Genomic DNA, 13,419 nt, shown 5'->3' with positions numbered 1-13,419 from the left:
CTTTGAATCACGTGATGACTCTGTCCATGGCCAAGAAGCTTTACATCGAAACCCACGGTTGCCAGATGAACGAGTACGACAGCTCGCGCATGGTCGACTTGCTGGGTGAACACCAGGCCCTGGAAGTCACCGCTCGCGCTGAAGATGCCGACGTGATCCTGCTCAACACCTGCTCTATCCGCGAACGGGCGCAGGACCGGGTCTATTCGCAACTGGGCCGCTGGCGCGAACTGAAACTGGCCAACCCGGACATGGTGATCGCCGTCGGCGGTTGCGTGGCCAGCCAGGAAGGCGCCGCCATCCGCGACCGCGCACCGTATGTGGACGTAGTGTTCGGCCCGCAAACCCTGCACCGCCTGCCGGAAATGATCGACGCCGCCCGCGCCACCAAGCTGCCGCAAGTGGACGTCTCGTTCCCGGAAATCGAAAAATTCGACCACTTGCCCGAGCCGCGCATCGATGGCCCGAGCGCTTACGTGTCAGTGATGGAAGGTTGCAGCAAGTACTGCACGTTCTGCGTGGTGCCTTACACCCGAGGTGAAGAAGTCAGCCGCCCGTTCGACGACGTGATTGCCGAGATCATGCACCTGGCCGAAAACGGCGTGCGCGAAGTGACCCTGCTGGGGCAGAACGTCAACGGTTATCGCGGCACCACCCACGATGGTCGCCTGGCGGATCTCGCCGAGCTGATCCGCGTGGTGGCCGCCGTCGATGGCATCGACCGCATCCGCTACACCACTTCGCACCCGCTGGAGTTTTCCGACAGCCTGATCCAGGCCCACGCCGAAGTACCGGAACTGGTGAAACACCTGCACTTGCCGGTGCAATCGGGTTCGGACCGCATCCTGTCGGCGATGAAGCGCAATCACACCGCGCTGGAATACAAATCCAAACTGCGCAAGCTGCGGGCCGCGGTGCCGGGGATCTGCATCAGCTCGGACTTTATCGTCGGCTTCCCAGGCGAGACCGAGAAAGACTTCGAACAAACCATGAAGCTGATCGAAGACGTCGGTTTCGACTTCTCCTACTCCTTCGTTTATAGCCAGCGCCCGGGCACTCCCGCCGCGGATCTGGCTGACGAGACCCCGGAAGAGCTAAAGAAAGAACGCCTGAACGCGCTGCAACATCGCCTCAATCAGCAAGGTTTCGAGATCAGCCGACAAATGGTCGGCTCGGTCCAGCGGATCCTGGTGACCGATTATTCGAAGAAAGACCCCGGCGAGCTGCAAGGCCGGACCGAGAATAATCGTATCGTCAACTTCCGCTGCGACAATCCAACCCTGATTGGCCAGTTCGCCGACGTGCACATCGACGCCGCACAACCGCACTCATTGCGGGGCTCGCTGATCCAATAACACCATGTTCCCCTTGTGGGAGCGGGCTTGCTCGCGAAGAGGCCGTGTCAGTCAACATCAATGTGGCTGACACACCGCCTTCGCGAGCAAGCCCGCTCCCACAAGGGATGGTGTTTTGCCTTGGGTTATTTAAGAGCTTTCGCACCCAGCCCTCTGGCGTTATCCTTGATTTCATCTTAATTGCCCCAGGGCGGCTAAATACGACCTTGAACGCACCCATCGAACCACATCGTTTTATCCTCGAGCCCTTTGAGGCTCGCCGCTTCGCCAATCTGTGCGGGCAATTCGACGAGCATCTGCGCTTGATCGAACAGCGCCTGACCATCGAGATCCGCAATCGCGGAAACCAGTTCGAGCTGATCGGCGAACCCAAGCACACCACTTCCGCGGAAAACCTGATCCGCCGCCTGTACCGGGAAACCAAGGGTACAGAGCTGTCGCCGGATACGGTTCACCTGTTCCTGCAGGAATCGGCCGTCGAAGAGCTGGACAACGTCTCCCCCGGCGAACCCTCCGTCACCCTGCGCACCAAAAAAGGCATGATTCGCCCTCGCGGCTTGAATCAACTGCGCTACGTGAAGGAAATCCTCGGCAACGACATCAATTTCGGCATCGGCCCCGCCGGGACCGGCAAGACCTATCTGGCCGTTGCCTGCGCGGTAGACGCGCTGGAACGCGAGCAGATTCGCCGCATCCTGCTGGTACGCCCGGCGGTCGAAGCGGGCGAAAAGCTCGGCTTCCTGCCCGGCGACCTGTCGCAGAAGATCGACCCGTACCTGCGCCCGCTCTATGACGCACTCTATGAAATGCTCGGCTTCGAACACGTGGCCAAGCTGATCGAGCGCCAGGTTATCGAAGTGGCACCGCTGGCCTACATGCGCGGTCGCACGCTGAACAACAGTTTCATCATCCTCGACGAAAGCCAGAACACCACCGTCGAGCAGATGAAGATGTTCCTGACCCGCATCGGCTTCGGCTCCACCGCGGTCATCACCGGTGACATTACCCAGGTCGACCTGCCGAAAGGCACCAAGTCCGGGCTGCACCATGTGATCGAGGTGCTGAAAGACGTGCCGGGCATCAGCTTCACCCATTTCATGCCCAAGGACGTGGTGCGCCATCCATTGGTGCAACGCATCGTCGAAGCCTACGAGCGCTTCGAGAATCGCGTCGCTGATGAAGCGCCAAAGGATAAACGCCACGATGCTTGAGCTTGATCTGCAACTGGCTACCGAAGCGTCTGCGCCAAGTGAAGCCGAGTTCCGCCTATGGTGCGAACTGGCCCTGCGCCAGCGCACTGCCGACTCCGAAATGACCATTCGTTTGGTCGATGAGGAGGAAGCCCGCGAACTGAACTTCACTTGGCGGCAGAAAGACTACGCCACCAACGTTTTGTCGTTCCCGGCCGATGTTCCCGACGAGTTTCTCGACATTCCCCTGCTGGGCGATCTGGTGATCTGCGTGGCAGTGGTCGAGCGTGAAGCCGCGGAACAAGGCAAGGAACTAAAGGCCCACTGGGCGCATCTGGTCATTCACGGTTGCTTGCATCTGCTTGGTTACGACCATATAGATGATGAGGAAGCCGAGGAAATGGAAGCACTGGAACGAACGTTGCTTGCCGAGTTGGGCTATCCCGACCCTTACGCGGACGACGAAACCGAAACATCCCCTATCGTTACAACAAAGGATTCAGAGTAATCGCTATGAGCGAAGATCGATCGAGCAACGGGCAGAAGTCATGGCTGGGTAAGCTCACCCAGGCTTTTGCCCACGAGCCGAAGAACCGCCAGGAGCTGCTGGAGCTGCTGCGCGACGCACACCAGAACAAACTGTTGGACAGCGAAGCGCTGGCCATCGTCGAAGGCGCCATTCAGGTGGCTGACCTGCAAGTACGGGACATCATGGTCCCGCGCTCGCAAATGGTCAGCATCAAGGCGACCCAGACACCCCGCGAGTTCCTGCCCGCCGTGGTCGACTCGGCCCACTCCCGCTACCCGGTGATCGGCGAAAGCCACGATGACGTGATGGGCGTGCTGCTGGCCAAGGACTTGCTGCCGTTGATCCTCAAGGAGAACGGCGACAGCTTCAACATCAAGGACCTGCTGCGCCCGGCCACGTTCGTGCCGGAGTCCAAGCGCCTGAATGTGCTGCTGCGCGAGTTCCGCGCCAACCACAACCACATGGCCATCGTCATTGACGAATACGGCGGCGTGGCGGGTCTGGTGACCATCGAAGACGTGCTGGAACAAATCGTCGGCGACATCGAAGACGAGCATGACGTCGAAGAAGACAGCTACATCAAGCCACTGCCCAGCGGTGACTTCCTGATCAAGGCGCTGACGCCGATCGAAAACTTCAACGAGTTTTTCGACAGCACCTTCTCCGACGACGAGTTCGACACGGTGGGCGGCCTGGTGATGAGCGCGTTCGGGCACTTGCCAAAACGCAACGAAATCACTGAAATCGGGCCGTATCGCTTCCGTATCTTGAATGCCGACAGCCGTCGGATTCACTTGCTGCGCCTGACTCCAATTGCACGCTAAGGATTGGGGTGTGTCATCAGCTATTTCCTGTATCGCGTTGCGCCTGAAAGCGGGCCAGGCAAGGCGCAGTCCGCAGGGAATGGCACTCCCTTTCCAAGGACTGCAACGCAGCATGGCCCGCTTTCAGGCGCAACCCGAAGGGCCGGGCCTGCTGTTACGCAGGGCTGCGTTACTCGTCGCTCATTTGAAAAACCAAACCACACTCCTCGCGCCTTGCCCTGCGTAACAGCAGGCCCGGCGCGATACAGGAAATAGCTGATGACACACCCCGTGCACCGTCTGACCCGTCCCGGCTGGCCCGGTAATCTGCTGGCCGTGTTGGCCGGTGCAATCACTACCCTGGCGTTGGCGCCGTACGATATCTGGCCACTGGCATTGCTGGCGGTCGGTTTCTTCTATGCCGGTTTACGTGAACTGAGCCCGCGTCAGGCCCTGGGCCGTGGCTGGTGTTTCGGTTTCGGCCTGTTTGGCGCTGGCACCAGTTGGATTTACTACAGCATTCACAACTTCGGCGGCGCTTCGGTGCTGCTGGCCGGTTTCCTGATGCTGATCTTCACCGCGGCGATTGCCTGGTTCTTCGCCCTGCCCGCCTGGATCTGGGCGCGCTGGTTGCGCCGTAACGAAGCGCCGCTGGCGGATGCCTTGGCATTTGCTGCGTTGTGGGTCGGCCAGGAAGCGTTTCGCGGTTGGTTCCTCACCGGTTTCCCGTGGCTCTACTCCGGTTATAGCCAACTCAACGGACCGCTGGCCGGGCTCGCGCCGGTTGGCGGGATGTGGCTGATTTCCTTCACCCTGGCCCTGACGGCCGCGCTGATCTGGAATGCTCCACGACTGGTTCGCACGGGGCGTAAAGGCTTCATCGCCGCTGGCGTGGTGTTGCTGGCCGGGCCCTGGGTGGCGGGCCTCGCGCTCAAGGACCACGCCTGGACCAGCCCGGCCGGGCCAGCCCTGAGTGTTGCGGCCATTCAGGGCAACATCGAACAAAGCATGAAGTGGGACCCGGCGCAGCTCAACGCGCAGTTGGCGTTGTACCGCGACATGAGTTTCAACTCGAAACGCGTCGACTTGCTGATCTGGCCGGAAACGGCGGTGCCGGTGCTCAAGGAGTCTGCGGAAGGCTACCTGAGCATGATGGGAAACTTCGCCGCCGAGCGTAAGACCGCGCTGATTACCGGCGTACCGATTCGCCAGGAAGTCCGCCACGAGCGACGCTTCTTCAACGGCATCACCGTGGTTGGCGAAGGTGATGGCACGTACCTCAAGCAGAAGTTGGTGCCATTCGGTGAATACGTGCCGTTGCAGGATGTGTTGCGCGGGCTGATTGCGTTCTTCGATCTGCCAATGTCGGACTTTGCCCGTGGCCCGGCCGATCAGGCGATGTTGCAAGCCAAGGGTTATCAAATCGCGCCGTTCATTTGCTACGAAGTGGTCTACCCGGAGTTCGCCGCCAGCCTCGCCGCCCGCAGCGATTTGCTGCTGACCATTAGCAACGACACCTGGTTCGGCAAATCCATCGGCCCGTTGCAACACTTGCAGATGGCGCAGATGCGCGCACTGGAGGCAGGCCGCTGGATGATCCGCGCCACCAATAATGGCGTGACCGGCTTGATCAACCCGTTCGGGCAAATTACGGCGCAGATTCCGCAGTTCGAGCGCGGGATCCTGTATGGCGAAGTGGTGCCGATGCACAACCTCACGCCGTACCTGGAATGGCGTTCGTGGCCGCTGATCATTGTGTGCGTGTTGTTGTTTGGTTGGGCTTTGATCGCCAGCCGGATGGCCAAGACTGTCTGAATGATCGTTCCCACGCTCTGCGTGGGAATGTCGCCAGGGACGCTCCGCGTTCCGCTTGCGATGTGACGCGGAGCGTCACGGGATGCATTCCCACGCGGAGCGTGGGAACGATGATCGTCAGCGATAGAACAATGAATACCCGATCTGCCCCACCGCCTCATTCAACAACTGCCCGCTCTGCCAGATCGATTTGAATTCCGGCATCCAGCCCCCGAGCGGCCGGGCATTGTCCACGCCTAAAAACCCCACGGGCGCAGGCACCACTTCAAACCCCGCTTGCTGGAAACTCCAGACCGCCCGCGGCATGTGCCAGGCCTGCGTCACCACCACCACGCGTTTGATCCCTTGCGGCAGCAACACTTCGGCACTGAACTGCGCATTCTCCCAAGTCGTGCGGCTGCGCCCTTCCTGCCAACGAACGGCTACGCCGAAATCGTCGAGCAATGAATCCGCCATCAATTTGGCTTCCGTCGGCGGTGTACCGTAATGCAGCCCACCACTGGTGAGGATCGGCAGGCCAGATGCCTTGGACAATCGTGCGGCATACCGCTGACGTTCCAGGCCAACGCCCGTCGGCTGATCCGCCCCCCAGGCCGGATCACCCCGCTCACGCCCGGACCCCAACACCACGATCGCATCGGCGCGCTGCGCCAGGGTTGCCCATTCATTGAGGGCCAGCGCCGGCTCCCGCTCCAAAGCCTTGGCGCTCCATTGCACCACCACCGGCAAACTCATCAGCCAGAAGCCGCCAAGCCCCAGGGCAAAGCACAATCCGGCCAGGCGCGGCCTTGTGCGGCGCAACCACCAGGCAAGCGCAAGCAACAGCAGAAGAATGCCGGGCGGCAGAAGAAGTTGTTTCACGAAATAACGAAAAGGCATCGAGCATCTCCAGAGATGCCCGAAGCCTAAGTGGGTTGACGCAATGCGACAACTAATGCGGAAGGACTATGCTGAAAAAACCATGCGTCATGGCTTCAAGTGCCCTTACTTGAATTGCAGAGACCGGACCTTTACCGCGTCCCTGCCGGGTGTTTTGTCCTTGAGCCAGATGATCTTGGCCGAACGTGGTGCGTCGAGTTGCTTCACTGCTTCTGACAAGCATCCGTGGGTTTCACGTTCACTGCGATCCAGATACGCCTTGACCAATGCAAACTCTGCGGGGCTAAGACCACGCAATTCCAGCTCCAGGGGACGTTCATCACGCAACCGACCGGCGGTTTTTGCCGCGTCCAGGGCCATCCCCAGACGATCGATCAGTCGCTCATACAGCTCCGGTTTTGTAACTTTGCGTCGTGACTCAACCATCCCTCACCTCATTGAAGATAAGACTCACTCCCCAATTAGGAGCTTAGCTTCCATGAACAAACCGGCTGAGCGCTGCGACCAACGGCCCTCGACGCATGTTTTGAGGGACCTTGGGCATGTAATCAGGGTTTCCCTCGATAGAGTGCGGTCATGTATGCTACGGCGCTTCCTGTAACTCCACTTCCAGCTCGCCTGGGCACCGAAACGCCAATTTGGCGTGATCACCGTCCGGCGTAGCATTGAAGAGGATTAGGCCACCCCTATTCAGTTCAAAAGTAGCCATGCACGAACAATATCAGCCCCGTGAAATCGAAGCCGCCGCCCAGTCGTTCTGGGACGAGCAAAAGTCCTTTGAAGTCAGTGAACAGCCAGGCAAGGAGACGTTCTACTGCCTGTCGATGTTCCCTTACCCCAGCGGCAAGCTACACATGGGGCACGTGCGCAACTACACCATCGGCGACGTGATCTCCCGCTACCAGCGCATGCAAGGCAAGAACGTCCTGCAACCCATGGGTTGGGACGCCTTCGGCATGCCGGCGGAAAACGCCGCAATGAAGAACAACGTAGCGCCCGCCAAGTGGACCTACGAAAACATCGCCTACATGAAAACCCAGCTGCGCAGCCTGGGCCTGGCGGTGGACTGGTCCCGCGAAGTGACCACCTGCAAGCCCGATTACTACCGCTGGGAACAATGGCTGTTCACGCGCCTGTTCGAAAAAGGTGTGATCTACAAAAAGAGCGGCACCGTGAACTGGGACCCGGTCGACCAGACCGTCCTGGCCAACGAACAGGTGATCGACGGTCGCGGCTGGCGTTCCGGCGCGCTGATCGAAAAGCGCGAAATCCCGATGTACTACTTCAAGATCACCGCTTATGCGGATGAGCTGCTGTCGAGCCTCGACGATCTGCCGGGCTGGCCTGAACAGGTCAAGACCATGCAGCGCAACTGGATCGGCAAGTCCCGTGGCATGGAAGTGCAGTTCCCGTACAACGTCGACTCCATCGGCGAAAGCGGCGTACTGAAAGTCTTCACCACCCGTCCGGACACCCTGATGGGCGCCACTTACGTTGCCGTGGCCGCCGAACACCCGCTGGCGACCTTGGCCGCAAAGAACAGTCCCGAGCTGCAAGCGTTCATCGCTGAATGCAAGGGCGGCAGCGTGGCTGAAGCCGACGTCGCCACCCAGGAGAAAAAAGGCCTGCCGACCTCGCTGTTCGTCGAGCACCCACTGACCGGCGAGAAACTCCCGGTGTGGGTCGCCAACTATGTGCTGATGCACTACGGCGATGGCGCGGTAATGGCGGTTCCGGCCCACGACGAACGTGATTTCGAGTTCGCCACCAAATACAACCTGCCAATCAAATCCGTGGTGCGCACCAGCTCCGGCGACACCAACCCGGCGCCATGGCAAGACGCCTACGGCGAACACGGCACGCTGATCAATTCCGGCGAGTTCGACGGCCTCGACTTCGAAGGCGCCTTCGACGCCATGGAAGTCGCGCTGATCAAGAAAAACCTCGGTGCCTCGCGCACCCAGTTCCGCCTGCGCGACTGGGGCATCAGCCGCCAGCGCTACTGGGGCTGCCCGATCCCGATCATCCACTGCGAGACTTGCGGTGATGTGCCGGTCCCGGAAGATCAACTGCCGGTCGTACTGCCGGAAGACGTGGTGCCGGACGGCGCCGGTTCGCCACTGGCGCGCATGCCCGAGTTCTACGAGTGCAGCTGCCCGAAATGCGGCCAGCCTGCCAAGCGTGAAACCGACACCATGGACACCTTCGTCGAGTCCTCGTGGTACTACGCCCGCTACGCCTCGCCGCACTATGAAGGCGGCCTGGTGGAAAAATCCGCGGCCGACCACTGGTTGCCGGTGGATCAGTACATCGGCGGCATCGAACACGCGATCCTTCACCTGCTGTATGCGCGCTTCTTCCACAAGCTGATGCGCGACGAAGGCCTGGTGAGCTCCAACGAGCCGTTCAAGAACCTGCTGACCCAGGGCATGGTGATCGCCGAGACTTACTATCGTCGCGAAGCCAATGGCGCCTACACCTGGTTCAACCCGGCGGACGTGGAACTCGAACGCGACAGCAAGGCCAAGGTCATCAGCGCCAAGCTGATCGCAGACGGCCTGCCGGTGGAAATCGGCGGCACCGAGAAGATGGCCAAGTCCAAGAACAACGGCGTCGACCCACAGTCGATGATTGACCAGTTCGGCGCGGACACCTGCCGGCTGTTCATGATGTTCGCCTCGCCGCCCGACATGAGCGCGGAATGGTCGGACTCCGGCGTCGAAGGTTCGCACCGCTTCCTCAAGCGCGTCTGGCGTCTGGCTCAAGCCCACGTGACCCAAGGCTTGCCGGGGAAACTGGATGTTGCCGGCCTGAACGATGAGCAGAAAGCCATTCGCCGTTCGATCCACCAGGCCATCAAGCAGGCCAGCCATGACGTCGGCCAGAACCACAAATTCAACACCGCCATCGCCCAGGTGATGACGCTGATGAACGTGCTGGAAAAAGCCCCGCAAGGCACCGCACAGGATCGCGCGCTGATTCACGAAGGCCTCGAAACCGTCACCCTGCTGCTGGCGCCGATCACCCCACACATCAGCCACGAACTGTGGAATCGACTGGGTCACGCCGACCCGGTGATCGACGCAGGCTGGCCGGTGCTGGACGAGAACGCGCTGGTGCAGGACAGCCTGCAACTGGTTATTCAGGTCAACGGCAAGCTGCGCGGGCACATTGAAATGCCGGCCAGCGCCACCCGCGAAGAAGTCGAAGCGGCGGCACGGGCCAATGAAAACGTGCTGCGCTTTGTCGACGGCCTGACTATTCGTAAAGTGATCGTAGTGCCCGGGAAACTGGTCAATATCGTCGCCAGCTAATTGGATCAGGCGCCAGGTGAGCCTGGCGCCGAGTTAAACCTTTCGGGCCGCACGGTCGGCCCACATGGTTTCAAGGGGAGCAACAAGATGATCAAACGCAATCTGCTGGTGATGGGCCTCGCAGTCCTGTTGAGCGCCTGCGGTTTCCAGCTGCGCGGCACCGGCACCACTGAACTGGCGATCAAGGAACTCGACGTGAGCGCCCGCAACGCCTACGGCGAAACCGTGACGCAATTGCGTCAGGTGCTGTCGAGCAGCGGCGTCAAGGTTTACACCGGCGCACCGTACAAGCTGATCCTGACGGATGAGCAGGAAAGCCAGCGTATCCTCAGCTACGCCGGTGCCGGTCGTACGGGTGAGTACCAGGTGACCACCGTGTTGAACTACGACATCCGTGGCGAGAACAACCTGGCCCTGATGAGCGACAAGCTTGAAGTAGAGAAAATCTTCATCCACGACGGCAACAACCTGGTGGGTTCCGATCAGGAAGCGGCCACTGCCCGCGTAGAAACCCGTCGCGAACTGGTTCAACGCATGATCCTGCGCCTGCAGCAGATCACGCCGACACAGCTGGATCAGTTGCAACAGACCGCCAACGCCCGTGCCAAGGCTGAAGCCGACGCACTGAACGCGGCGCAGAAGGCTGAAGCGGAAACCCCGCGTCAGTCGCCTGTCGAAATCCCGCAGCAGTAAGACTTACGGGGCGCTCAAGCGCCCCGTTCGCCCTCTCTTATGAAACTCGCCCCCGCCCAACTCGCCAAACACCTGCAAGGTGCCCTCGCGCCGGTCTACATCATCAGTGGCGATGACCCACTGTTGTGTCAGGAAGCCGCCGACGCGATTCGCGCTGCGGCTCGCCAGCAAGGTTTCGATGAACGCCAGGTCTTCGCCGCCGACGCCAGTTTCGACTGGGGTACGCTGCTGCAGGCCGGCGCCAGCATGTCGTTGTTCGCTGAAAAGCGCCTTCTGGAACTGCGTTTGCCCTCCGGCAAGCCCGGTGACAAGGGTGCCGCGGCGTTCATCGAATACTGCTCGCGCCCGGCCGAAGACACGATTTTGCTGATCAGCCTGCCCAAGCTTGATGGCGCGGCGCAGAAGACCAAGTGGGGTAAAGCCCTGGTCGAGGGTGCGCAGACGCAGTTCGTGCAAATCTGGCCGGTGGATGCCAACCAGCTGCCGAGCTGGATTCGTCAGCGCTTGTCCCAGGCCGGGCTGTCTGCCAGTCAGGACGCCGTGGAGCTGATTGCCGCACGGGTCGAGGGCAACCTGTTGGCCGCCGCCCAGGAAATCGAAAAGCTCAAGCTGATGGCTGAAGGTGGCCAGATCACCGTCGAAACCGTGCAAGCGGCTGTGGCCGACAGTGCGCGTTTCGACGTGTTCGGCCTGACCGATGCGATTCTCAACGGCGAAGCCGCCCATGCCCTGCGCATGCTCGAAGGGTTGCGTGGCGAGGGCGTCGAGCCGCCGGTGATTCTCTGGGCCCTGGCCCGTGAGTTGCGCCTGCTCGCCAGCCTTGCACTGCAATACAGCCAGGGTGTGCCGCTGGACAAAGCCTTCAGCTCGGCCCGACCGCCGGTCTGGGACAAACGCAAACCGCTGATGAGCAAAGCCCTGCAACGCTACTCGGCGCAACGCTGGGCGCAGTTGTTGCTCGAAGCGCAGCGCATCGATGCGCAGATCAAGGGCCAGGCGGCGGGTTCGCCGTGGATGAGTTTGAGTCGGTTGTCGTTGTTGATGGCTGGGCAGAGATTGTCGTTGCCTGCCGAGTAAAGTCTTGCGATTGCATAATGGCCATTCGCGAGCAAGCCCGCTCCCACATTAAACCGAGCTCCTCCAGGATAAATGCGGTCGAATGTGGGAGCGGGCTTGCTCGCGAAGGCGTCCGAAAGGTCCTACACAATGTGGGGCTGGACAGAACCCAAACTTCGGCAGATTATTTCCCCCGCAAAAGCCACCTATCTGTGAGATCCGATCATGAGCAAAAAGCCATCTAAAAGTGGCCCCAACAAGGCCAAATCCATCATCGCCCAGCCACTGTTCCGCAGCCGTCAGGAACGAGCCGGCAAGGGCAAAGGTAGCTACCGCCGCGAAGCCTTCCAGTCTAATAGCTGGGAGGCTTCTTACTTTCTGGCCGCTTAAAGCGCAGCCCCCCTTCTCCATGTTAAGGTCTGCACCTGATTCGTATTCCCTGGACCTGTGCATGCCCCTTTGTCTTTCACGTCGTTGGCACCTTCGCCAACTGATTGCTGCCTCCAGCCTCATATTGCTTGTCGCCTGCGCGGAAAAACCGACCGCCGCCGACGCCCAACCGCTTCAGACCGTCCCCGTCGCGACCGCCCCAGCGGTGATTCCGCCCGTGGTGCCGAGCGGTGACAACCTCGATATCCAGCCGACCCAGACCTTTGCCGAATGGCAGGCCGGTTTCCGCAAGGACGCCCTGGCCGCCGGGATTCGTGCCGACCTGTTCGACCGCGCCTTCGCCAATGTCAGCTTCGATGACAGCGTGATCCGTGCCGACCGTAGTCAACCGGAATTCTCCCGCCCGGTGTGGGAATACCTCGACGGCGCGCTGTCGCCGCTGCGGGTGCGCAAGGGTCAGGCGCTGGTCAGCCAGTACGCCGACATCCTGCAAAGCATTGAGCAGCGCTACGGCGTCGACCGCCAGGCACTGGTTGCGGTGTGGGGCATGGAAAGTAACTTCGGGCAGTTCCAGGGCACCAAGTCGGTGATCAATTCCCTGGCGACCCTGGCCTACGAAGGCCGTCGTCCAGGCTTTGCCCATGCGCAACTGATCGCCGCCCTGCAGATCCTGCAACAGGGCGACATCACGCCGGAGAAAATGCTCGGCTCCTGGGCCGGCGCCATGGGCCAGACCCAGTTCATTCCGACCACCTACAACACCCACGCCGTGGACTTCGATGGCGACGGTCGCCGGGATATCTGGGGCAGCCCGGCCGATGCCCTGGCCTCGACCGCGCACTACCTGCAAAGCTCCGGCTGGCAGAAAGGCCAGCCGTGGGGTTTCGAGGCGCAACTGCCTGGCAATTTCAATTACGTCCTGGCCGACGGCACGATTCGCAAAAGCGTCGCCGAATGGCAGCAACTGGGCGTAAGCCTGCCCAATGGCGCGCAGGTCCCGGCAGGCGCCGAACACTTGTCCGCCGCGCTGCTGTTGCCGGCCGGTTATCGTGGCCCGGCGTTCCTGGTCCTCGACAACTTCCGCGCGATCCTCAAGTACAACAACTCGTCGTCCTATGCGTTGGCGGTGAGTCTGTTGTCCGAGCGTTTCACCGGCGGCGGCCTGATCAGTGGCTCGTGGCCCAAGGATGACTTGCCGCTGAGCCGCAGCGAGCGGATCGAGTTGCAAAACCTGCTGAGTGCGCAGAACTACGATGCGGGCACCGCCGACGGCATCATCGGCGCCAATACCCGCAAGGCGATCCGTAGCGCACAGCAGTCGTTTGGCTGGCCGGCGGATGGGTATCCGACGCATAAGTTGCTGGAAGGCCTGCGCGGCCGATAGTCAGCCGTATG

12 protein-coding genes are annotated in these 13,419 nt (G+C 60.9%); 10 read left to right on the top strand and 2 right to left on the bottom strand.

Going from position 1 to position 13,419, the window contains the following annotated elements; genetic code table 11:
• The first annotated feature begins 26 nt into the window (after positions 1-26).
• The 5 genes from miaB to lnt all read left to right on the top strand — a co-directional run bounded on the left by miaB (position 27) and on the right by lnt (position 5,692).
• Positions 27-1,355 (top strand): tRNA (N6-isopentenyl adenosine(37)-C2)-methylthiotransferase MiaB, encoded by a 1,329-nt coding sequence (gene miaB, locus BK665_RS08580; RefSeq protein ID WP_185076471.1) that lies wholly within the window; start codon positions 27-29, stop codon positions 1,353-1,355.
• 206 nt (positions 1,356-1,561) lie between these two features.
• Positions 1,562-2,566: a PhoH family protein gene (locus BK665_RS08570; protein WP_123404585.1), complete on the top strand. Its 1,005-nt coding sequence runs from the start codon at positions 1,562-1,564 to the stop codon at positions 2,564-2,566.
• The gene (gene ybeY / locus BK665_RS08565) at positions 2,559-3,053 is read left to right on the top strand and encodes an rRNA maturation RNase YbeY (protein WP_123404583.1); all 495 of its coding nucleotides are present in this window, start codon (positions 2,559-2,561) and stop codon (positions 3,051-3,053) included. Before BK665_RS08570 ends, ybeY begins: the two co-directional genes overlap by 8 nt.
• A 5-nt stretch (positions 3,054-3,058) precedes the next feature.
• Complete coding sequence (locus BK665_RS08560) at positions 3,059-3,898, top strand: CorC family transporter (RefSeq protein ID WP_123404581.1); 840 nt, start codon at positions 3,059-3,061, stop codon at positions 3,896-3,898.
• Positions 3,899-4,168: 270 nt separating this feature from the next.
• Entirely contained in the window at positions 4,169-5,692 is a 1,524-nt protein-coding gene (gene lnt / locus BK665_RS08555; RefSeq protein ID WP_123405000.1) for an apolipoprotein N-acyltransferase, read from the top strand.
• 117 nt (positions 5,693-5,809) lie between these two features.
• Here the strand turns inward: lnt and BK665_RS08550 are convergent, their stop codons facing one another.
• Positions 5,810-6,571 (bottom strand): YdcF family protein, encoded by a 762-nt coding sequence (locus BK665_RS08550; protein ID WP_123404579.1) that lies wholly within the window; start codon positions 6,569-6,571, stop codon positions 5,810-5,812.
• Positions 6,572-6,676: 105 nt separating this feature from the next.
• Positions 6,677-6,997 carry a hypothetical protein gene (locus BK665_RS08545; protein ID WP_123404577.1) on the bottom strand — a complete coding sequence of 107 codons (321 nt, stop codon included), beginning with the start codon at positions 6,995-6,997 and terminating at the stop codon, positions 6,677-6,679.
• Between the two features lie 281 nt (positions 6,998-7,278).
• Between BK665_RS08545 and leuS the strand changes: the two genes are divergently transcribed.
• The 5 genes from leuS to BK665_RS08520 all read left to right on the top strand — a co-directional run bounded on the left by leuS (position 7,279) and on the right by BK665_RS08520 (position 13,408).
• Complete coding sequence (gene leuS, locus BK665_RS08540) at positions 7,279-9,885, top strand: leucine--tRNA ligase (protein WP_123404575.1); 2,607 nt, start codon at positions 7,279-7,281, stop codon at positions 9,883-9,885.
• 87 nt (positions 9,886-9,972) lie between these two features.
• A complete protein-coding gene (locus BK665_RS08535; RefSeq protein ID WP_123404573.1) occupies positions 9,973-10,578 on the top strand; it encodes an LPS-assembly lipoprotein LptE in 606 nt (201 codons plus the stop codon).
• Positions 10,579-10,617: 39 nt separating this feature from the next.
• The gene (holA, locus tag BK665_RS08530; RefSeq protein ID WP_123404571.1) at positions 10,618-11,655 is read left to right on the top strand and encodes a DNA polymerase III subunit delta; all 1,038 of its coding nucleotides are present in this window, start codon (positions 10,618-10,620) and stop codon (positions 11,653-11,655) included.
• Positions 11,656-11,859: 204 nt separating this feature from the next.
• The gene (arfA, locus tag BK665_RS08525) at positions 11,860-12,024 is read left to right on the top strand and encodes an alternative ribosome rescue factor ArfA (protein WP_090179482.1); all 165 of its coding nucleotides are present in this window, start codon (positions 11,860-11,862) and stop codon (positions 12,022-12,024) included.
• Between the two features lie 61 nt (positions 12,025-12,085).
• Complete coding sequence (locus BK665_RS08520) at positions 12,086-13,408, top strand: lytic murein transglycosylase (protein WP_123404569.1); 1,323 nt, start codon at positions 12,086-12,088, stop codon at positions 13,406-13,408.
• Positions 13,409-13,419 lie beyond the last annotated feature (11 nt).

The sequence above is a fragment of the Pseudomonas frederiksbergensis genome, from assembly GCF_003732665.1.
Lineage (GTDB): Bacteria > Pseudomonadota > Gammaproteobacteria > Pseudomonadales > Pseudomonadaceae > Aquipseudomonas > Aquipseudomonas frederiksbergensis_G.
The sequence above is the reverse complement of the archived record's forward strand: the minus strand, read 5'-3'. Positions and strand labels throughout refer to the sequence as shown.